Origin of the sequence: Streptomyces malaysiensis subsp. malaysiensis (assembly GCF_040653035.1) — a bacterium.
Classification (GTDB): domain Bacteria; phylum Actinomycetota; class Actinomycetes; order Streptomycetales; family Streptomycetaceae; genus Streptomyces; species Streptomyces malaysiensis.
In genome coordinates, this window is sequence record NZ_JBEZNG010000011.1 from 258,287 (window position 1) to 277,799 (window position 19,513).

A 19,513-nucleotide genomic window follows, 5' to 3' on the forward strand; every position below is an offset into this window, starting at 1 on the left:
ACCGCCTCCCTCGCCCGTCGCCGACACCGCCTCGCGCATACAGGGGCCGCGTGGACGGCGGCCCCGGGCGTACAGAAGCCCGCCCGGTGCGACGGGGGATGCACACCGGGCGGGCTCGAAGACCTTTTTACCGCATCGGCGGGGGGTTATGCATCAAAAACGTGTTCCCCTCCCCACTTCACCATGCGACAGGCAGCGAGATCAGGCCACGCGCGCGGGTCGACGGCCGCCATCGGAGCCGCTCCCTCGGAACGTCCAGCCGAAGCCCCGGGAAACGCCGAAGTAGCGCGGCCAGAGCGATTTCCGTCTCGATTCGGGCCAGGGGTGCGCCGACGCAGTAGTGGATGCCATGACCCAGCGCAAGGTGACCGGACCGGCCAAGATGTGGATTGAACCCGTCCGGATCCTCGAAGTGGGCCGGGTCACGGTGTGCGGAGGCCACCGAGAGCAGCACGGTCTCCCCGGCGGGGATGGTCACACCGCCGATCTCGATCGCCTCGAGCGGGAAGCGGCGGATCCCCAGCGACGCCGGGCCCTCGTACCGCGCCAGCTCATCGAAGGCGGCCGCGAGTCCGCTCGGATCCTCGCGCAGCTCCTGGAGGGTCTTGGGGTGGTCGAGCAGGGTGAGCACCGAATTGGCGATGAGGTGGACGGTGTTCTCGTAGCCCGCGAGGAGGATGAGGAAGGCGAGCGAGGTCAGTTCGTCCTCGGTGAGCCTGCCGTCGCCGTCCCCGGTCTCGTCGTCACGGACCCGGATCAGGTCGGAGAGCAGATCGTCCCCGGGCTCGGCGCGCTTCTTGGCGATCAGCCCGGTGTAGAAGCGCAGCATGCTGCCGACCGCCTCCTTCGCCGCCCGCGGCCGCGCCGGATCGGGGGTGATCAGGGCGTCGCTCCAGGCCCGGAAGTCGCGCCGGTCGCGCTGCGGAACGCCGAGCAGATCGCAGATGACGATGATGGGCAGCTGCCCGGCGTAGGCGGCGAGGAGGTCCGCGCGGCCGTCGGGCTCGATGGCGTCGAGCAGTTCGTCGGCGATCCGCCGGACCGGTTCGCGCATCTTCTCCACGCGGCCGGGGGTGAACGCCTTGACCACCAGCCGGCGTACCCGGGTGTGGTCCGGCGGGTCCATGTTGAGCAGATTCCTGTCGAGGGCGGGCGGCAGGGAGAAGCCGCTGTAGTTGCCCGGCGCGGCGTGGCGCTTGTCGAGGGCAAGGCGCGGATCGGCGAACAGCCGCCGCACATCCTCGTAACGGGTCACCAGCCAGGCGGGGCGCCCGTCGGTACCGGCGATCCGGTGGACCGGGCCGGCCTCGCGGAGCTTGGCGAGGGCCGGGTGGAGGTCCTCGATCATCGGGGCGGTGTCAACGAGTTCCGGGCCGTCCGCTCCGGCGGCGTTCGCGGTGTTCTGCATGGCTCCCGACTCTAGGCGCTGGCGTCCTCCGGGCCTGGACGGGTGGGCCGTTCCAGCCCGTCCAGGTGATGCGCACGCCGGGGCGAATGGTGTGGCCGGGAGGCGGCGCCGGGGCTGAATCTCCCCGGCGCCGCCTGTGCCACGGGCGGCCCCGACCCCCGTCCAGGGCCACCTCGTCTGTGATCCCCCCGTTCACCGCCGCTGGGCGGCGGTCTCCTCCCTCAGTTCCGCGAGCACCTCGTCCACCAGCGGCAGGTGGTAGACGTCGGCGACACGGGCGAGATGCTCATGCTCCGCCACCAGTTCGGCTCCCGTCGCCACCACTACGCTGTCCGCCGCGGACTCCGGCACATGTCCGTCTGCTTGATTCAGCAAACCGCGTCTGAGCGCCGCCGCTTCCACTACGGCAGCAAGTTGCCAATCGTCGAGTCGCGCCGCGCCGGCCTTGACATGGGCGATCTCCAGCGCGCGGGCCTCCACATGACGCCGTACGCCACGCTGGACATCCCGGATCTCCGCCATCTGACGGTTGGCCCGCCACTCCAGGTCCGCGAACGGCCACCAGCCGGTCCAGCGGGAGTGCCCCATGGACACCTCGGGGGCCTGCGTGGTGACCTCCCGCCACAGCGGCCGCAGCCTCCGGAAGCGGCGCCACGCGGAGGCCCTCGGGCCCACGGCCGGGATGGCGAAACCCGCCAGCACCAGGAGCGCCGCGACCGAGGCGGTCAGCGGGGCCACCCCATTGGAGAGCCAGTACAGCTCATGGCCCGCCCAGGAGAAGACAAAACCGATCAGCTTGCAGGCGCAGTACGCCAGCCCCAGCCAGCATCCGGCCGCCAGCACCCGCAGCCCCCGGGCCAGCCAAGAGCCGTGCAGGGTGGCGGCATAGCGCGGGCACAGCATCCCGAGCCCCGCCAGACCGGCTCCGAAAATGGCCAGATACAGCACCAGGAAGAGAACCACTCCGGGGGCGTCGGCGTAGGCGGTGCTGAAGTCGCGCGGGTGCTCCACGGCGTCGGGGCGGCCCACCGCGAAGCCGACGATGGCCACGGTCCACGCCACGGCCACGGCGGCGACCACGAGGCCGGGCCGCACCGCAGACCCCGTCCAGCGCAGCAGCAGCACCAGGGCGCCGGTGGCGAACACCACGACGGAGGAGTAGAGGAAGACCATCGCGAGATTGGCGACGCCCACCAGGCCGTCGAACCAGCGGTAGACGCTGGGCGCGGAGAGCAGGAACACATTCGCCACGGCCGCGGTCATCACACACGCCAGGCCGAGATCGGCGTTGGCGCGGTCGCGGAACCAGGCCCGGGCCTTGTAACCGGCCATCGTCCAGGCGGCGGCGCCGAAGCACAGATAGACGAGGTCAAACACCGGTCTCACCACCCGGTTCACCGCGTACGCCACCGTGGTCGCGGTCGGTGCCATCGGTGCCGTTGGTGCCATGGGTGCCATCGGTGCCGTTGGTGCCATCCGTGCCGTCCGTGCGGCGGGCCCTGCCGGCGCGGTCGCCGCCGTCGGTCCTGTCCGTACGCACATGGCCCAGCGCCGGGCCGAGCGCCGCGGCGAGTTCGGCCGCCCGGCCCTGGAGCGGCAGCCCGTGGTCCGGCGAGGTGGGCACCACATGCTCCATCAGGAGGGTGCCCAGCACCTCGGTCTCGCGCTCGGTGAGGTTGTCGTAGCAGTGGTGGCGGGCGAAGTCCGGGGTCATCCCCAGCCGGCGCATCGCGGTGGTCACATCCACCGACGGCGTCCACATCCGCAGCGCGTCCTCGGTGACCGCCGGGTCCTGCTCGTGCCCCAGCAGCAGATGGCCGATTTCATGCAGCACGATGTGGATCTGGTGCCAGGGGGACGTCCTGAGCTCGTAGAAGATCCAGTAGTCCTGGTCGGTGGAGGCGGTCATGCCCGAGACCACACCGCCCAGGCTCATCGGCACCAGCTGGACGGGGCGTCCGACGCGGCGGGCGACCAGGTCGCACAGACCGGGCAGATCGGTCGAGGCGGGCAGCCCGAGCTCCTTGATGAGCTGCTTGCACCGCCGCCGCATCCGGCCCACTCGCATGCCTGTACCACCCTCGTATCCGGTCCGCCGCCAGGAGGAGAACAGCTGCGGGTCAGCCACGGCCATTCGTCGCCCCGCCGTCCGGACCGCCCGAACCGTCCGCCCCTCCGGCGCCGTTCGGGCCGGGCGGTTCGGGCGGGAGGTTCATCTGCTGCCGGAACTGGGAGATGATCGTGGTGAGGCTGTCCTGGACTTCCGGCGGGAGGCCCACGGAGCGCAGCGCGATGCTGCGGACCCGCTTGTCGCGCATCGCGACGAGGAACCGTACCTCCTCCTCGACCCGCTCCGCCTGCGAAGGCGACAGATCGCCCAGCAGATAGCCGACGGGCACGGCGAAGAACTTGGCGAGCGCCCGCAGCACATCCGGGCTGGGGTTGGTGCGCCTGCCGTTGCGCAGCATCGACAGATACTGCTCGGTCAGGCTCACCCCGCCGTACTCCTCGCGGCCGCTGATCTCCTCGGCCACGTGTGCGTTGGTGTACGGCGCGCCCGGCGGGTGCATGGTGGTGAACAGGTAGTTGAGCCGCTCCGCCAGCGGGCTGCCGGCCGCGTCCGGTGACCTGTCGGCATCCGCTGCCATTGCGCCCCCTCACGGCCGGCTCCCGGGCTCAGCACCCTCACGGTTGGTTAAGGCGGACGACGCCGCGCGATGCATCCTGCCATGAGCGTCGCGCGGGGCACCAGACCGGTTCCTGATCGCGGGGGGCCGACCGACTTAACTACCAGTTGGTAGCTGAGCCAAAAGGGTGATCCGTGGGGCGAGGGAGGCGGCCGGCCGACGGCCGCGATGTCCGCTTGTTGCCAGCGGCCGCGGCCGGGGAACCGGTGTCCTCCCTCGCGTCTCAGCGCATGCGCCGGCGTCTCAGCGCATGCGCCGGGTCATCAGTCCACGCTCTGGAGGATGTGGGGCTCGGCGAGGTCGTCCTCGTAACCGGCGAGTCGGATCGGCGCGGAACGCGCCCATACCTCCAGACTTCCCACCTCCGCGGTCTGCACGAACCGCCCGCTGCTATCGGCGGGCGCGTCGTCGCTCTGTGTTTGTTCGGGGGTCACCGCACACTCCCTCGTGTCGGCTGAACCGGATCTGTCGTCAGATTAACCAGCACCTGAACGCGGCGCGCGTCGATTCTCATGAAGTGGACAACGAGCCGCCGACCGGACCGCGTTCCACCCCCGGTGACCGCCGGAAACCTCCCGTGGTGAGCTGGTACGTACGAGACCCGCCGAACTCGTCTCATCAGGTGGACATGGCGGCATCCCAGGCGACATGGCCGTCGGACCGCGGCAGGGTCGCCATGCGCGATGGCCGGGCGCGCTCACGGACCGTATCCGGTCCGGACTCCCGGTGATCGCCTCCGCGGTGGCGCGGGCGCCGACGGCACTTTCAGGGCCGGGAGATCCGAGGTCTCACCGCGCCCTCCAGCTCCAAGGCGCTATTTCTCCCCTGCGCGGCCGCCGTCCATCCGATGTTTATGGCGCACAAGGGGTTCCCGTTACCTCACGCGGGCTGCATCATGCCCGAGGGGTTCAGATCGAGGAACCTCAGGCATGTACGTGACCGCCGCCGCTGCCCCGCAGAAGACCGCCCGCACCCGGTTCACACCCCCTGGAGCGTCATGTCATCCGCACCCACCCGAAGGACCGTCGTCGGCACCGCCGTGGCCGCCGGTACCGGCGCCGGGCTCGCCGGCCCGGCCACCGCATACGCCGCCGGACCGCGGGCACCCGCCGCGGCCGCCCGCCCCGCGGAGGACCCCTGGACCACGGTCCTCGCCGACGCCGACATGGTGTGGCGGAAGCTGCCGCGGACCTGGTACGAGGGCCCCTTCCTCGGGAACGCCCTGCTCGGCTCGGGCATCTACGCCGAGCCGGGCGGCGCGAACGCGGTGCGCTTCAATGTGCAGCACAGCGAGGTCCAGGACCATCGGCCGGAGTTCGGCTCCCTCTTCGGGCTCGCCCGGCTGCCCATCGGGTACTTCACCCTGGAGCCGGTCGGGGCCATCACCGCCGTCGACTGGCGGCTGCGGCTGCGCGACGCCGAGCTGACCGGGACCATCACCACCGATCAGGGCACCCTCGACCTGCGCGCCCTCGTCCACAACTCCCGTTCCGTGCTGGCGATCGAGGTGACTCCGAGCGCCGGTGAGGCCGCGTTCCGCTGGGTGTTCCACCCCGCCGAGGCCATCAGCCCGCGGGTCGCCTTCAAACCCGTCCCCGACGGCTACACCGGCAATCCCCCGGCCGTGGTCGAGGACCACGGCGGCGTCCAGGCCGCCGTGCAGCCGCTGCTCGCCGGGGGACAGCATGTGACGGCCTGGCGGGAGCGGACCCGCGCCGGGCGGCGGACGCTGTACGTCACCGTGGCCCACTCCCACCCCCGGCGCACCGCGCGCGACCGCGCGCTCAAGGACATCCGGTCCGCCTCCGCGCTCTCCTACGACGCCCTCGCGCCCGCCCACCGCTCGTGGTGGCACGCGTACTACCGGAAGAGCTTCCTCTCCTTCCCAGACGCCCGGCTACAGCGCTTCTACTGGATCCAGCTGTACAAGGTGGCCGCGGCCGCGCGCGCCGACGCCCCCGTGATGGCCACCTCGGGGCCCTGGCTGGAGTCCACCCCGTGGCCCGCAACCTGGTGGAACCTCAATGTGCAGCTGGAGTACTGGCTGATCCACGGCTCCAACCACCTGGAACTCGACGCGGTGACGCGGGCGCTCGGCGAATTCCGCGACAACCTCTCCAGCCAGCTCGACACCCCCTACCGCAAGGACTCGGCGGGCATCCCCCGCACCACCGACATCCACCTGGTCAACGGCGGCGGTGTGGAAGGCGGCGGCTACGCGGTCGGCATCCCCGGCCAGGACCCGCCCACCCCCGAGGTCGGCAACCTCACCTGGGCGCTGCACAACGTATGGCTGACCTACCGCCACACCATGGACGAGTCGGTGCTGCGCGATGTGGTCTTCCCCCTGCTGCGCAAGGCCGTCGCCTACTACCTCCACTTCCTCGCCCCCGGCAGCGACGGCAGGCTGCATCTGCCCGCCACCTTCTCGCCCGAGTACGGCGTCAACGCGCCCGACTGCAACTACGACCTGATGCTGCTGCGCTGGGGCTGTGCCACCCTCCTGGACTCGGCCCGGCTCCTCGGCGTCGACGACCCCTCGGCGCCGCGCTGGCGGGAGGTGCTGGCGAGGCTCACGCCGTACCCCGTGGACGAGAACGGCTTCATGATCGGCGCGGGTGTTCCCTTCGCCAAGTCCCACCGCCACTACTCCCATATGCTCGCCGTCTATCCGCTGTACGAGGTCACCTGGGAGGACCCCGCGAAGCGCGAGCTGATCGAGACCTCCCTCGACCACTGGGTCGGCTTCGAGGGCGCGCTCCAGGGCTACACCTTCACCGGCGCCGCCTCGATGTCCGCGCAGATGGGGCGCGGTGATGACGCGCTCGGGTACCTGGGTGAGCTGATGCGCCGCTTCATCCAGCCGAACACCATGTACAAGGAGTCCGGGCCGGTCATCGAGACGCCGCTGTCCGCCGCGCAGTCGCTGCACGACATGGTGTGCCAGAGCTGGGGCGGGGTGAACGGCGTCATTCGCGTATTTCCCGCGCTGCCCGCCGCCTGGCGGGAACTGGTGGTCCATGACTTCCGCACCCAGGGCGCCTTCCTGCTGAGCGCCGCCCGCGAGGACGGCCGGACCCGCTGGGTGCGGCTGCGCAGCGAGGCGGGCGCGCCGTGTGTCGTACGGCATTCGATCGACGGGCCCATCGAGGTGCGGGACGCGCGGGGGCGGCGGCTGCCGTACGAGACCGTGGGCGCGGGAACGATCCGGATCGCGCTCACCCGGGGCCAGGAGGCCGTCATCACCGCCCACGGCGACCGCCCGGATCTGACGGTCCGCCCGGTCGAAGCCGATGCGCCGGCGGCGCGCTGGGGGCTCCCCGCGTCCTGATCCCCCGGCCCGGGGCGCCATCGGATGACGCGTGCCGACCGCGGTTCCGGGATACCCATCACGCATGAGAGGTATCAGTGACTTCGACCGCCGGCTGTTCGCGCGGGTCGCGGACAGCCAACTCCGCGGTGTCCATCCGCTGCTGCCCCGGCTCAGCCGGGCCGCCGACCACGGCCGGCTGTGGTTCGCCACGGCCGGAGTGCTCGCCACGGTGGGCGGCCGCACCGCGCGGCGGGCCGCGCTGCGCGGGATGGGCTCGCTCGCCGCCGCGTCGCTCGTCTCGAACGTCGTGGTCAAGTGGACCGTGGAGCGCAAGCGTCCGGTCCTGGAGGCGGTGCCCCTGATGCGCCGGCTGCGCCGGCAGCCGTGGACCAGCTCCTTCCCCTCCGGGCACTCGGCCTCCGCCGCCGCCTTCGCCACCGGGGTGGCCCTGGAGTCCTCGCGGTACGGCCTGCTGGTCGCCCCGCTCGCCGCCGCCGTCGCCGTCTCCCGGGTGTACGTGGGCGTCCACTACCCCAGCGATGTGCTGGCCGGTATCGCCCTCGGCGCCGGCGCCGCCGCGCTCACCTGCCGCTACTGGCCGCCGCGCCCCGAGGTCCCGGCGCAGGCCAGGCCGAGGGTCTCGGCGCCCGCCCTGCCCAAGGGCGAGGGGCTGGTGGTCCTGGTCAACCCGCGGGCCGGGGTGGCCGGCACCACGGGCGGATTCACGGTCGCCGAGCAGCTGCGGGTGCTGCTGCCCGGCGCGGAGATCCTGGAGTGCGGGCCCGGCGACGACCTCATGGCTCTGCTCCGGCAGGCCGCCCAGCGCGCCGTGGACCGAGCCGGGGCGCTGGGCATCTGCGGCGGGGACGGCAGCGTCAACGCGGCCGCCACGATCGCGGCCGAACGCGGGCTGCCGCTCGCCGTGTTCCCCGGCGGCACCCTCGACCACTTCGCGCTGGACCTCGGCGTACCGGCCTTCGAGGACACCGCGCACGCCGTGACCGAGGGCGACGCCGTGGCCGTGGACCTCGGCCGGGCCACCCCCCTCGCGGGAGGCGGTGGGACCAGCCACTTCGTCAACACCTTCAGCCTCGGGTTCTACCCGGAAATGGTGCGGATCCGGGAGGGCCTGGAGGGCCGGCTCGGCAAGTGGCCCGCGGCCGCCGTCGCGCTCACCCGGGTGCTGCGCACCGCGAGCCCCATGGAGGTGAAGGTCAACGGGCGGTCGCGGCGGCTGTGGATGCTGTTCGCGGGCAACGGGATCTACTCCCCCGAGGGCTTCGCGCCCACCTACCGTCAGCAGCTCGACGGCGGACTGCTCGACGTACGGGCGATCGACGGGGAGGAGCGGCTGGCCCGCACCCGGCTGCTGATCGCGGCGCTCACCGGCACGCTCGGGCGGTCGCATGTCTACACCACTCGGCGGATGCGCCAACTGCGCCTGTCGGGCCTCCACAACGTGGACAGCCGTGCCTACGATGGAGAGGTGGCCGCCGACCCGGCGGAGGAGCTGCTGGTCGACAAGTGGCCCGGGGCGCTCACCGTCTACCGCCCCGCCGAGCCGCAGAACGAGCTGCTCCAGCGGGCCCGTACGGCCGCCGCGAAGGCACCCCATCGGTGGAGGGCCCTACTACGCAAGTAGTACGCGCAAGTCTGTGCTCAAGGACGACGACGAGGGGTCCTCCCACCGTCAAGGATGAGGGCATGGACGACGACCGATCGGCCCAGGGGGCCGCGACGTGACATCCCTCGCGCTGTCTGTGCTGCTGGCCCTGGTCTCGGCGGTCTGCTACGCCGCCGGAGCCATACTCCAGGAGCATGTCGCGGCCACGACGCCGCGCCTCGCGTCCGCTCCGCTGCGGCGCGGGAGTTGGTGGACCGCGGTGTCCCTCAACGGGGCGGGCGCCGTCCTCCATGTGATCGCCCTGGCCTATGGTCCGCTGAGCGTGGTGCAACCCCTAGGGGCTCTCACGATCGTCTTCGCCCTGCCGATGGCGGCGATATTCGTCCGCCGCCGGGTCGGCGCGGCCGGCTGGCGGGGCGCGCTGCTGGCCACCGTGGGGCTCGCCGGACTGCTCTCGCTGACCGGCTCCTCGCGGGCCCAGTCGCTGGCCGAACGGGACGGCTTCTGGCTGATCGTGATCACGGTCTCCGTCATCGCCGTGCTGGCCGGGGCGGCCCGTCTGATGCGCTCGCCCGGGATCCGCGGTGTGCTGCTGGCGGCGGCAGCGGGGACGGCCTTCGGCATCTCGTCGGTGGTCACCAAGAACGTGGCCGTGGAGTGGACCTGGGACGCGTGGGAGGACGCCCTGCCCGGTCTGGTCACGATCGGGCTGCTGGCCTCGGGTGGGGTACTGCTGTCCCAGGCGTCGTACCGGGGCGCCGGGCTGGCCTCACCGCTGGCGACGGCGACCGTGGTCAATCCCGTGGTCGCCACCGCCGTCGGCATCGCGGCGCTGGGCGAGCACTTCCGGCACGGCGCGCCCGGCACCCTGCTCGCCCTGGTGGCGGCGCTCGTCGCGAGCACCGGCCTGGTGATGCTGACGGTGCACAACGCCGAGGCCGAGGGCGAAGCGGCCACCGAGGACGCCCCTCAGGCGCGGGTCGCGGCCGCCGTGGGGCCCGATGCCCCCGCACCCGAGGGGCAGGACGGGCGCGATGCCGCCGGCGGAGGTGCCGGGCCGAAGGCTCCGGAGGAGCCCGGCGGATCCGGACCGCATGCGGTGCCGGGCGGCCCCGCCGAGCCCGTTCCCCCGCTCCGTCTCCCCCGTCCGATCCCCCGCCAGCCCACCGGCGAGGAGAAGCCCGACCCCCGGCTGCCCGGCCGTGGCGAGGCCGTCCTACAGCACCACGCCTAGACGGCGCCGCCCGGCCGCCCTGGGCCGAGCAGCTCCACCAGCCCCGAGAGGCCCTCATGGCCATGGCCGTCGGCGACCCGCCGGGCCATGAGGTCGCCGATCGGGGCGATCAGTTCGGGGCTGATGCCCTGGTCCCGTGCGGAGCCGGTGAAGTTGACGAACGCGGCCGACTGCATGGCGAGGTTGGAGACCACCCCGGTGGCGTGGTCACCGGAGTCGATCTGCCGTGCGTAGCCGTCCACCACCCCGGACATGGCGGTCAGCCAGCGTCCCATCAGCGGGGCGGCGTCGGCCGCCGCCACCCCGTCCGACCGCATGAGGGCATAGCCGTGCAGCACGCCGGAGAACATCCCGTACATGGCGCTGAGCAGGGCGAGGTCGTACAGCGGGGCCCGGCCGGGGTCCTCGCCGAGATGGTGGCTCTCGCCGAAGAGGTCCAGCACGGTCCGGTGGGCCGTGAAGGCGGCGGGCGAGCCGCTGTAGAGGAGGAAGGCGGCGGGCGTCCCGATCATCGGCGGGACGGCCATGATGCCGCCGTCGAGATACTGGGCGCCGTGTCCGGCCGCCCATGCGGCCAGCTCACGGGCCTGCCGCGGAGTGCCGTTGGTGAGGTTGACGACGGCCCTGCCGGACAGGGCGTCCCCGAGGGGCGCCAGCACCTGCCGTACGGAGTCGTAGTCGAGCAGGCAGACCACCACCAGGGGGCTCGCCGCGACGGCCGCACCGGCCGTGGCGGCGGTCCGCGCGCCCTCGGCCGCGAGCGCCTCGGCCTTGGCGGCCGTACGGTTCCACACCGTCGTCCGGTGCCCGGCCCCGACCAGGGCGCGGGCCAGCGCGGTGCCCATGTCGCCGAGGCCCAGCACCGTCACGGGGGTTTCGCTCATCTTCATTGCTCCAGTTGTTCCGATACCGCTTTGTCGTAGGGGTCCGGCGCGCCGGTCACAGACTCCTTCCTCGGCGGTAATGTGGACAAGTACGCACTAAAAAGTGCGTACTTACCTTGAGGTCAGTGGGGGCCATGGAAAAGCAGCCGTATGTCTGCGGTTTGGACGCGGCCGTGGATGTGATCGACGGCAAGTGGAAAGTGCTGATCATTTGGGCGCTCAATCACCAGCGGTGCCGTTTCGGGGAATTGAAGCGGCTTGTTCCCGGTGTGAGTGAAAAGGTGCTGACACAGCAGCTGAGGGAGTTGGCGGCGGACGGAATCGTCCACCGGGAGAGCTACGACGTGGTGCCGCCGAAGGTGGAGTATTCGCTGACCGGGCTGGGCGAGGAGCTGAATACGGCGCTGCGCCCGCTGGGCGCCTGGGGCAAGCGCCGGATGGCGACACTGGCGGAGACCGGCCGGGGCTGAACGCTCCGCCGGACGCCGGGCCACTCGGCCCGAGAAGGTCGCCCGGGGGCGCGACGAAGGTCACCCGGGGGCGCGACCCCGCCGCGGAATCCCTTTTCCAACTGGCCCTGTGCGGGGTAGGGGTGAGGGATCACCCCGCTCACTTGGAGGCCCCGTGACCGACAGCGCTCCCCGGAGCCAACCACGCACACCCTGGCGAGCCGTGTTCGGCGGCTCGATCGGAAATCTCGTCGAGTGGTACGACTGGTTCGTCTACGCCAGTTTCGCCACCTACTTCGCCGGAGCCTTCTTCCCCAAGGGCAACGACACCGCACAGCTCCTCAACACCGCCGGGATCTTCGCGGTCGGGTTCTTCATGCGTCCCGTCGGCGGCTGGCTGCTGGGCCGGTTCGCCGACCGGCGCGGCCGTAAGGCGGCGCTCACCCTGACGGTGTCGCTGATGTCGGCCAGCGCGCTGCTCATCGCCATCGCCCCGACCTATGACCAGGTCGGCTACTTCGGCGCGGGCGTGCTGCTGGTGGCGCGGCTGCTCCAGGGCCTGTCGGTGGGCGGTGAGTACGCGGCCAGCGCCACCTATCTCACCGAGGCGTCCCGGCCCGGCGGCCGGGGCTTCGTCTCCAGCTTCCAGTACGTGTCGATGACGATGGGTCAGCTGATCGGCCTCGGTCTCCAGATCGTGCTCCAGCACACCATGTCCGATGACGCGCTGCACTCCTACGGCTGGCGCATTCCGTTCATCGTCGGCGCCGTGGGCGCGGCCGTGGTCTTCTGGCTGCGGCGCAATCTGCTGGAGACCGAGATCTACGCCGAGGAGGACGCCCGCCAGGACCAGGAGCGGGGGACCATCGCCGAGCTGCTGCGCCACCGCAAGGAGGCGGCGCTCGTCATCGCGCTGACCATGGGCGGCACGGTCGCGTACTACACGTACACCACCTATCTGACCAAGTACCTGTCGAACACGGCCGGAATGAGCAAGTCCGACGCATCGCTGGTCAGCTTCTGCGCCCTGTTCCTGTTCATGCTGTTGCAGCCGCTGGCCGGGGCGCTCTCGGACCGGATCGGCCGCCGTCCGCTGCTGATCACCTTCGGCTTCGGCTCGATGCTCGGCACCGTGCCCATCATGACCGCGCTCTCACACGCCGACACCTTCACCGGGGCGCTGCTGCTCTCGCTCGCGGCGCTGGTCATCGTCACCGGCTACACGTCGATCAACGCGGTGGTGAAGGCGGAGCTGTTCCCCACCCATGTCCGGGCGCTCGGGGTGGCCCTGCCGTACGCGCTGGCGAACGCGCTGTTCGGCGGCACCGCCGAGTATGTGGCGCTGTGGTTCAAGAAGGGCGGTGTGGAGTCCGGGTACTACTGGTACGTCTCGGCGTGTGCGGCCGTCTCGCTCATCGTCTACCTCACCATGCGGGAGACCCGCGACGCCGCCCTCTCCCGGGACCGCGCCGATGGCCCGGCCGCCCCGGGGAAGCAGCGGACGACGGCGGTGTGACGGGGGCGGCGGGCCGGATCCGGGTCAGCGGCCGACGGCCACGCTCATCTGGGCCCAGACCACCCGTCCGCCGTCCACGCCCGGCCTGTCCCCCCACGCGTCGGCCAGGGCGCGGACCAGTGCCAGTCCGCGTCCGCACTCATCCTCAAGACCGGCCTCCCGCGGCGTGGGGACGGCCGGTCCGCCGCCCTGGTCGGCGACCTCGACATAGAGCATGCGCCGCTCATGGGCGCGCAGCACACAGAGGATCTGCTCGCTTCCGGTGTGCACCAGGGCATTGGTGAACAGCTCGGACATCACCAGCTCGGCGGCGTCGCAGAGATCCTCGTGGAAGCCCCACTCCGGTACGCGCGAGCGGACCCGGTGCCGGGCGATGGCGACCGACGCGCCTCTGGCGGGCAGCTGGAACCTCTCCTGGCGGAGGGCGGAGTCAACGCTCCCGGGGCTCGGGTGGTGGGCCATCGTCGAGCGCTGACGCAATGCCACGGCCATGTGCCTTCCGTCCGTCTACCTGTGGGGGCGTGAATGCCGTACGTGAATGCCGCAAGTGCGCGACACAGCAGTCACGTTGGACCGGTCACACCCGTCACTATCGTTGCTGCGAGCATCAGTTGGCAAGGCGCGATCTGCAAAATGCAGAATAGCCAGCGCACTCTGTTGCCCTCACCTCGCACGTGGCACACTGATTCCTGACAAGACCGTCCCAGGAGGTACGACGTGGGTGAAGCGCGATCTGCCCCGACCGTCGGGCAGATGGTCCTCGGCATGCGGCTGCGGGACCTTCGCGAGAAAGCCGGCGTCAACTACGACCAGGCTGCCAGGGCGCTGCACGTCAACCAGACCACGGTGCGCAGGATGGAGAAGGCCGAAGTCGGCCTGAAACTGCCCTACGTCGAGAAGCTGCTGCAAACCTATGGCGCCGACCAGGAAGAGATCGACTCCTTCCTCGCACTCGCCGAGGAGGCCAACAGGCCCGGCTGGTGGCACCGGTTCCGTGATGTGCTGCCGGACTGGTTCAGTCTCTATGTGAGCCTCGAGGGCGCGGCCAGCCGTATCCGCGCCTACGAGCCGCACTTCGTCCCCGGGCTGCTTCAGACCGAGGACTACGCCCGCACGCTCCTCTCCATCGGTTTCCCGCACGGGTCCGACCGGGAGCTCGAGCGCCGGGTGGCCCTGCGGATGGAGCGCCAGGAGCTGCTCCACCGCCCGAACGGACCACATCTGTGGGTCGTGATGGACGAGACGGTGCTCCGTCTGGCCATCGGCGGCCCCGAGGTGATGCGCGCCCAGGTGGACCATCTGATCGAGGCCGCGCAAAGACCGAACGTCACCCTTCAGGTGGTGCCGTTCTCCGCCGGCCCGCACCCGGGCATGGGCGGCCCCTTCCAGCTCTTCCGGTTCCAGATCCCGGAACTGCCGGACATCGTCTATGCCGAGGGCCTGACCGGCGCCGGCTATCTCGACCAACGTTCCGATGTGGTCGCGTATCTGGAGGCCCTGGACCGCATGGGCACCCAGGCCACACCGGCGCGGCGCACGGAGAGCTTTCTCCGTGGGATTCGCAAGGAGCTCTGACTGTGGATCAGGTAGATGTGTACAACGGCATGCCGGCCAAACAGCTGGCGATCGAAGGCTGGGCCAAGCCCTGGAGCGGCCCCAACGGCGGTGCCTGTGTGGAGGCCCTGCGGCTGAAGGACGGGCGGGTCGCCCTGCGTCAGTCGACCGATCCGGACGGCCCTGCCCTGATCTACACCCACCATGAAATCGAGAGGTTCATCCAGGGCGCCAAGGCCGGCGCCGCGGACTTCCTGCTCACACGCCCAGAAAACCTGACCACCTCGGCGGGTTCCGCACCGGAACGGAGGGCCGCGTGACCGACTACGGGCTCGCCCCTGACCAGATCGACACCACCAAGCCGCACCCGGCTCGGATGTACGACTTCTACCTCAACGGCAAGGACCACTACGAGGTCGACGCGGAGGCCGCCGGGCGGGTGCTGGAGGTCTATCCGACCGTCCGGCTCAACGCGACCGTCAACCGGGGCTTCATCCACCGCGCCACCCGCTGGCTGGCCCGGGAGGCCGGGGTCCGGCAGTTCCTCGACATCGGCACCGGGATACCCACCGAGCCCAACCTCCACCAGGTCGCCCAGGGCGTCATCCCGGAGGCCCGGGTGGTCTACACCGACTACGACCCCATCGTGCTGGCCTACGCCCAGGCGCTGCTCATCGGCACCCCCGAGGGCCGTACGGCCTATGTGCAGTCGGATGTGCGCGACCCCGAGCGGATCATGAGCGCCCCCGAGCTGCACGAGACGCTGGACCTGACCCAGCCGGTGGCGATCTCGGTGAACGCGCTCTTCCACTTCATTCCGGAAGAGGACAAGCCGTACGAGATCGTCCGCAAGCTGATGGAGCCTCTGGTCCCGGGCAGCTATCTGATGCTGACCCACTCCACCCATGACTTCTCGGAGGAGACCTGGCGGAACGTCATCCAGGTCTACAAGGAGAGCGGAATCTCCTTCACCACCCGCTCCCGGAGCGAGGTCGGGGCGTTCTTCGACGGTCTGGAGCTGATCGACCCGGGTGTGTCGGAGCCCCACCAGTGGAAGCCGGACCCCGGTGACCGCCCGGAGGCCATCCGCAGCGCGGACATCAACATGTGGGCGGGAGTGGCCCGGAAGTCCTAGGGGCCCAGGCCCCGGGACCGGGCCTCACGGCCCGGTGCCGATCGACCCGGTGCCGTCGCCGACCGTGAAGCCCAGTATCGCGCCCCCGCCCGGGCGCGGCCGGGCGAAGACGGTGCCGCCGTGCGCGAGGGCGACCTCGCGCACGATGGCAAGACCCAGCCCGGAACCGGGCAGGCTGCGCGCCCCGGGGGCGCGGTAGAAGCGGTCGAAGACCCGCTCGCGGTCCTCCGCGGCGATGCCCGGACCCCGGTCCAGCACCTCCACCCGGCGGCCGCTGATCATCACCTCGACGGGCCCGGTGCCGTCCTGGTCGAACTTGGCGGCGTTCTCCACCAGATTGGAGATCGCGCGCTGAAGGGTGGCCGGGTGGCCCGTCAGACGGGTGTCGCCACTGGCCCGTACGGTGATCTCGCGGCCGGTCCGGCGCCGGGCGAGGGTCACGGCGGTGGTGGCCACCTCCTCCAGCGAGACCTCCGTACGGGGTTCGTCGTCCCGCTGCCCGGCCGCCAGATCCACCAGTTCATTGACGAGGTCGGTCAGCTCCCGGGTCTCCCCCGCCAGATCGGCCAGCAGATCCTCCCGCGCGGGCCCCGGCAGATCCTCGAAGCGGCGCAGCAGGGAGATATTGGTGCGCAGCGAGGTGAGCGGGGTGCGCAGCTCATGCCCGGCGTCCTGGACCAGCCGCCGCTGGTCGTCCTTGGAGCGCGCGAGCTGTCCGAGCATGCCGTCGAAGGCCCGTCCGAGGCGGCCCACCTCGTCGTCCCCGGCGACCGGCACCGCCACCTCCATCCGGCCGGTCGCGGCCACGCTCTCGGCGACCCGGGTCAGCCGCACCAGCCGCCGGGTGATCCGCCCGGCCAGCCACCAGCCGGCCAGCCCGGCCGCGAGGATGACGGCGACCACGAAGAGCGCGGTGCGCTGCTGGAGCTCTTGCAGCAGATCCTCGGTGTCGCTGATCTGCTGGGCCACCTGGACCGCGCCGGTGCCGTCGCCCACGGCCACCGTGGCCATGCGGTACTGCTCCCCGCCGATGTCGATCTCACGCCGTACGACGGTGCCGGCCGTGTGGGCGGCGGCGGTCGTCCGGTCCTCGTCGGTCACCGGCAGCGGGGGCTTGCCCGCGTCGTAGACCGTGCCCCGGCCGTTGATCACCTGGACGTCCATCCGGCTGATCCGGCGCAGATCGTCCCGCAGGTCGTACGGGACGGGCCCGGTGGACTCGGTGGGGTACTGCCGCAGGACCACCTTGTCGCCGCGGACCTGGCCGCGCAGATCGTGGATGACGTCGTCGAACGCCGACTGCTGGTCCACCCGCACCAGCCCGGCCGCCGCGTCATAGCTGAGACCGCCGACCAGGAGGGTGACCACGGTGGCGGCCGCCGAGAACGAGAGCGCGAAGGTGGTCCGCAGACTGGGCCGCCTGCGGCGGAGCCGTGGGAGCCGCACCATCACTCCTCCCGCAGGGTGTAGCCGACCCCGCGCACCGTATGGATCAGCGGGGTGCGCCCCTCCGGATCGACCTTGCGGCGCAGATAGCCGATGTAGACGGCGAGGTTCTTCGAACCCGGGCCGAAGTCGTAGCCCCAGATGCGGGCGTAGATCGTGGCGTGGTCCAGGACGATGCCCGCGTTGCGCGCCAGCAGCTCCAGCAGGTCGAATTCGGTACGGGTCAGCTCCAGCTCCGTACCGCCGCGCCAGACCCGGCGCGCCGAGGAGTCCAGGCGCAGGTCCGAGACCTCCAGCACCCCGTCGATGGCGGTGTCCTCCGGCGCGGCCGGTTCGGCGGGGGCGGCCCGGCGCAGCAGCGCGCGCAGCCGGGCGAAGACCTCCTCGACCTCGAAGGGCTTGGCCACATAGTCGTCCGCGCCGGCGTCGAGACCCTCGATCCGGTCGGCGGTCTCGACCCGCGCGGTGAGCATGAGGATGGGGGTGCGGTCCCCTTCGGCGCGCAGCACCCGGCACACCTGGAGCCCGTCCACGCCCGGCATCATCACATCCAGGACCACCACGTCCGGGCGCTCGCGGTGGATGGCCGCCAGCGCCTCGATCCCGTCGGGCACGCCGGTGACGCGGTACCCCTCCAGGGTCAGGGCGCGTTCCAGCGCCTGGCGGATGGCACGGTCGTCCTCGGCGAGCAGCACGGTGTTGGTCACACCCCGAGTCTGCCAAGGCCACAGCGGTGCCCGTCGCGGGCGGGGGTCCCGAGCGGTGCTTCTTACCCCGCTCTCACCTTCTTCACGCGACGGGCTTACCGGACCTCGGCAAGGTGTCCGCTATGTTCCGGGGGGAACTCGCCCCGGGAATGCAACCGGCCGGAGAAAATACCGCATGAAGATCGCATTCCTGCTGCACAACGCCTACGGGATCGGCGGAACGATCCGGACGACGATGAACCTCGCGACGGCGCTCGCCGACCGTCACGAGGTCGAGATCGTCTCGATGATGCGGCACCGCGAGACGCCGCGTTTCGCCCTCGACCCCCGGGTGCGGCTGGTCCCCCTGGTGGACACGCGTCCAAACGGCGCGGACGCGAAGGACCCGCTGTTCTTCGAGGCCAGCCGGGACTTCCCGGCCGCCGAGAAGCGGCACCACCAGTACAACCGCCTGATCGACACACGGGCCGCGGAGTATCTGCGCGACTGCCCCGCCGATGTGATCGTCGGCACTCGGCCGGGGGTGAACGTCTACATATCCCGCTTCGCCCCCCGCCGTGCCCTGCGCATCGCCCAGGAGCATCTGCGGTACGAGGCGCACAGCAAGAAGCTGCGGGCGGAGCTGGCCCCGTTCTACCGGTCGCTGGACGCCGTGGTCACCACGACGGAGGCGGACGCCGCGGTCTACCGCGAGAAGATGCCGATGCCGGGGGTGCGGACCCTCGCGATACCCAACAGCGTCCCCGAACCGGCCGTCGCCCCCTCCGAGGGCACCGCGCCGGTGATCGCGGCGGCCGGGCGGCTGGTCCGCGGCAAACGCTTCGACCTGCTGATCGACGCCTTCGCGGAGGTCTCGGAGAAGTACCCGGACTGGCGGCTGCGGATCTACGGCGGGGGCGCGGAGAAGGAGCGGCTGGCGGAGCACATCGAGCGGCTGGGCCTGTCCGGGAGCGCGGAGCTGATGGGGTCCTACTCCCCCATCGAGGCGGAGTTCGCGAAGGCGTCGCTGGTCGCGGTCGCCTCGGACGCCGAGTCGTTCGGGATGACGATCGTGGAGGCCATGCGCTGCGGGGTGCCGGTGGTGAGCACCGACTGCCCGCTGGGCCCCGCCGAGATCATCCGGGACGGGGTCACCGGGCGGCTCGTCCCCACCGGGGACAAGCACGCGCTGGCGAGCGCCCTGATGGAGCTGATGGCCGACGCCCCGGCCCGGCGGGCGATGGGCGCGGCCGCCCTGGAGGGCTCCCGGATCTATGACCCCGCGCCGATCGCCCGGCGCTACGACCAGCTCTTCGAGGAGCTGCGCACGAGCCGGTTCGCCCGCGGCTGGGAGCGCTACCGGACCGCCGCCCGCGCCCGCTGGCGGCGCCTGGCCCGCCGCTTCGGCATCGCCCCCGGCCGCCGCCGCACCCCGGCGGCGGGCGAGAAGGCGAGCGCGTAACCCCGGGCGGGGCCGCGTATCCGGCACCCGCGCGGGTGGACGGCGCCCCGGCCGAGCGGGGCGCCCGCCAGGACACCGGGGAGTACCCGGACACCGGGGCGGACGCTCATGTCGA

At 71.4% G+C, this 19,513-nt stretch carries 18 protein-coding genes; 9 read left to right on the top strand and 9 right to left on the bottom strand.

Annotated elements, in window-relative coordinates:
* Nucleotides 1-178: 178 nt before the first annotated feature.
* The 5 genes from AB0E24_RS23385 to AB0E24_RS23405 all read right to left on the bottom strand — a co-directional run bounded on the left by AB0E24_RS23385 (nucleotide 179) and on the right by AB0E24_RS23405 (nucleotide 4,529).
* Entirely contained in the window at nucleotides 179-1,408 is a 1,230-nt protein-coding gene (locus AB0E24_RS23385) for a cytochrome P450 family protein (RefSeq protein ID WP_359379595.1), read from the bottom strand.
* A gap of 192 nt (nucleotides 1,409-1,600) precedes the next feature.
* The gene (locus AB0E24_RS23390) at nucleotides 1,601-2,839 is read right to left on the bottom strand and encodes an MAB_1171c family putative transporter (protein WP_079152750.1); all 1,239 of its coding nucleotides are present in this window, start codon (nucleotides 2,837-2,839) and stop codon (nucleotides 1,601-1,603) included.
* A complete protein-coding gene (locus AB0E24_RS23395; protein WP_359379599.1) occupies nucleotides 2,778-3,542 on the bottom strand; it encodes an ImmA/IrrE family metallo-endopeptidase in 765 nt (254 codons plus the stop codon). Before AB0E24_RS23395 ends, AB0E24_RS23390 begins: the two co-directional genes overlap by 62 nt.
* Nucleotides 3,529-4,056 (bottom strand): helix-turn-helix domain-containing protein, encoded by a 528-nt coding sequence (locus AB0E24_RS23400; protein ID WP_079259941.1) that lies wholly within the window; start codon nucleotides 4,054-4,056, stop codon nucleotides 3,529-3,531. Before AB0E24_RS23400 ends, AB0E24_RS23395 begins: the two co-directional genes overlap by 14 nt.
* Before the next feature lie 302 nt (nucleotides 4,057-4,358).
* Nucleotides 4,359-4,529, bottom strand: coding sequence for a hypothetical protein (locus AB0E24_RS23405; RefSeq protein WP_167459967.1), 171 nt, complete (start codon nucleotides 4,527-4,529; stop codon nucleotides 4,359-4,361).
* A gap of 563 nt (nucleotides 4,530-5,092) precedes the next feature.
* On the opposite strand from AB0E24_RS23405, the gene AB0E24_RS23410 reads away from it, so the two are divergent.
* The 3 genes from AB0E24_RS23410 to AB0E24_RS23420 all read left to right on the top strand — a co-directional run bounded on the left by AB0E24_RS23410 (nucleotide 5,093) and on the right by AB0E24_RS23420 (nucleotide 10,266).
* On the top strand, nucleotides 5,093-7,426 hold the full coding sequence (locus tag AB0E24_RS23410) for a glycosyl hydrolase family 95 catalytic domain-containing protein (RefSeq protein WP_359379603.1): 2,334 nt from the start codon (nucleotides 5,093-5,095) through the stop codon (nucleotides 7,424-7,426).
* A 64-nt stretch (nucleotides 7,427-7,490) separates the two neighbouring features.
* Entirely contained in the window at nucleotides 7,491-9,050 is a 1,560-nt protein-coding gene (locus tag AB0E24_RS23415; RefSeq protein ID WP_359148913.1) for a bifunctional phosphatase PAP2/diacylglycerol kinase family protein, read from the top strand.
* A gap of 97 nt (nucleotides 9,051-9,147) precedes the next feature.
* On the top strand, nucleotides 9,148-10,266 hold the full coding sequence (locus tag AB0E24_RS23420) for a DMT family transporter (RefSeq protein ID WP_359379606.1): 1,119 nt from the start codon (nucleotides 9,148-9,150) through the stop codon (nucleotides 10,264-10,266).
* On the opposite strand, the gene AB0E24_RS23425 is transcribed toward AB0E24_RS23420, so the two are convergent.
* Nucleotides 10,263-11,150: an NAD(P)-dependent oxidoreductase gene (locus tag AB0E24_RS23425; protein ID WP_102937819.1), complete on the bottom strand. Its 888-nt coding sequence runs from the start codon at nucleotides 11,148-11,150 to the stop codon at nucleotides 10,263-10,265. The two genes, AB0E24_RS23420 and AB0E24_RS23425, sit on opposite strands and share 4 nt — an antisense overlap.
* 134 nt (nucleotides 11,151-11,284) lie before the next feature.
* Between AB0E24_RS23425 and AB0E24_RS23430 the strand changes: the two genes are divergently transcribed.
* Together AB0E24_RS23430 and AB0E24_RS23435 are read left to right on the top strand one after the other, a co-directional pair.
* Nucleotides 11,285-11,620: a winged helix-turn-helix transcriptional regulator gene (locus AB0E24_RS23430; protein WP_079259937.1), complete on the top strand. Its 336-nt coding sequence runs from the start codon at nucleotides 11,285-11,287 to the stop codon at nucleotides 11,618-11,620.
* Nucleotides 11,621-11,822: 202 nt separating this feature from the next.
* A complete protein-coding gene (locus tag AB0E24_RS23435; protein WP_232637752.1) occupies nucleotides 11,823-13,115 on the top strand; it encodes an MFS transporter in 1,293 nt (430 codons plus the stop codon).
* A gap of 24 nt (nucleotides 13,116-13,139) precedes the next feature.
* On the opposite strand, the gene AB0E24_RS23440 is transcribed toward AB0E24_RS23435, so the two are convergent.
* Nucleotides 13,140-13,607 carry an ATP-binding protein gene (locus AB0E24_RS23440; RefSeq protein ID WP_069860415.1) on the bottom strand — a complete coding sequence of 156 codons (468 nt, stop codon included), beginning with the start codon at nucleotides 13,605-13,607 and terminating at the stop codon, nucleotides 13,140-13,142.
* Nucleotides 13,608-13,832: 225 nt separating this feature from the next.
* On the opposite strand from AB0E24_RS23440, the gene AB0E24_RS23445 reads away from it, so the two are divergent.
* The 3 genes from AB0E24_RS23445 to AB0E24_RS23455 are packed head-to-tail and all read left to right on the top strand — an operon-like array spanning nucleotide 13,833 to nucleotide 15,804.
* Nucleotides 13,833-14,690 carry a Sco1979 family transcriptional regulator gene (locus tag AB0E24_RS23445; RefSeq protein ID WP_069860414.1) on the top strand — a complete coding sequence of 286 codons (858 nt, stop codon included), beginning with the start codon at nucleotides 13,833-13,835 and terminating at the stop codon, nucleotides 14,688-14,690.
* Between the two features lie 29 nt (nucleotides 14,691-14,719).
* A complete protein-coding gene (locus AB0E24_RS23450; RefSeq protein WP_202544203.1) occupies nucleotides 14,720-14,989 on the top strand; it encodes a DUF397 domain-containing protein in 270 nt (89 codons plus the stop codon).
* Nucleotides 14,986-15,804, top strand: coding sequence for an SAM-dependent methyltransferase (locus tag AB0E24_RS23455; RefSeq protein ID WP_069860412.1), 819 nt, complete (start codon nucleotides 14,986-14,988; stop codon nucleotides 15,802-15,804). Before AB0E24_RS23450 ends, AB0E24_RS23455 begins: the two co-directional genes overlap by 4 nt.
* A 24-nt stretch (nucleotides 15,805-15,828) precedes the next feature.
* Here AB0E24_RS23455 and AB0E24_RS23460 read toward each other — a convergent pair whose 3' ends face one another.
* The gene (locus tag AB0E24_RS23460) at nucleotides 15,829-17,253 is read right to left on the bottom strand and encodes a sensor histidine kinase (RefSeq protein WP_347233867.1); all 1,425 of its coding nucleotides are present in this window, start codon (nucleotides 17,251-17,253) and stop codon (nucleotides 15,829-15,831) included.
* Nucleotides 17,253-17,957 carry a response regulator transcription factor gene (locus AB0E24_RS23465; RefSeq protein WP_079259933.1) on the bottom strand — a complete coding sequence of 235 codons (705 nt, stop codon included), beginning with the start codon at nucleotides 17,955-17,957 and terminating at the stop codon, nucleotides 17,253-17,255. The genes AB0E24_RS23460 and AB0E24_RS23465 overlap by 1 nt, the downstream gene beginning before the upstream one ends.
* A 175-nt stretch (nucleotides 17,958-18,132) precedes the next feature.
* Here AB0E24_RS23465 and AB0E24_RS23470 point away from each other — a divergent pair, with 175 nt between their 5' ends.
* Nucleotides 18,133-19,398, top strand: coding sequence for a glycosyltransferase family 4 protein (locus AB0E24_RS23470; protein ID WP_102936577.1), 1,266 nt, complete (start codon nucleotides 18,133-18,135; stop codon nucleotides 19,396-19,398).
* Nucleotides 19,399-19,513 lie beyond the last annotated feature (115 nt).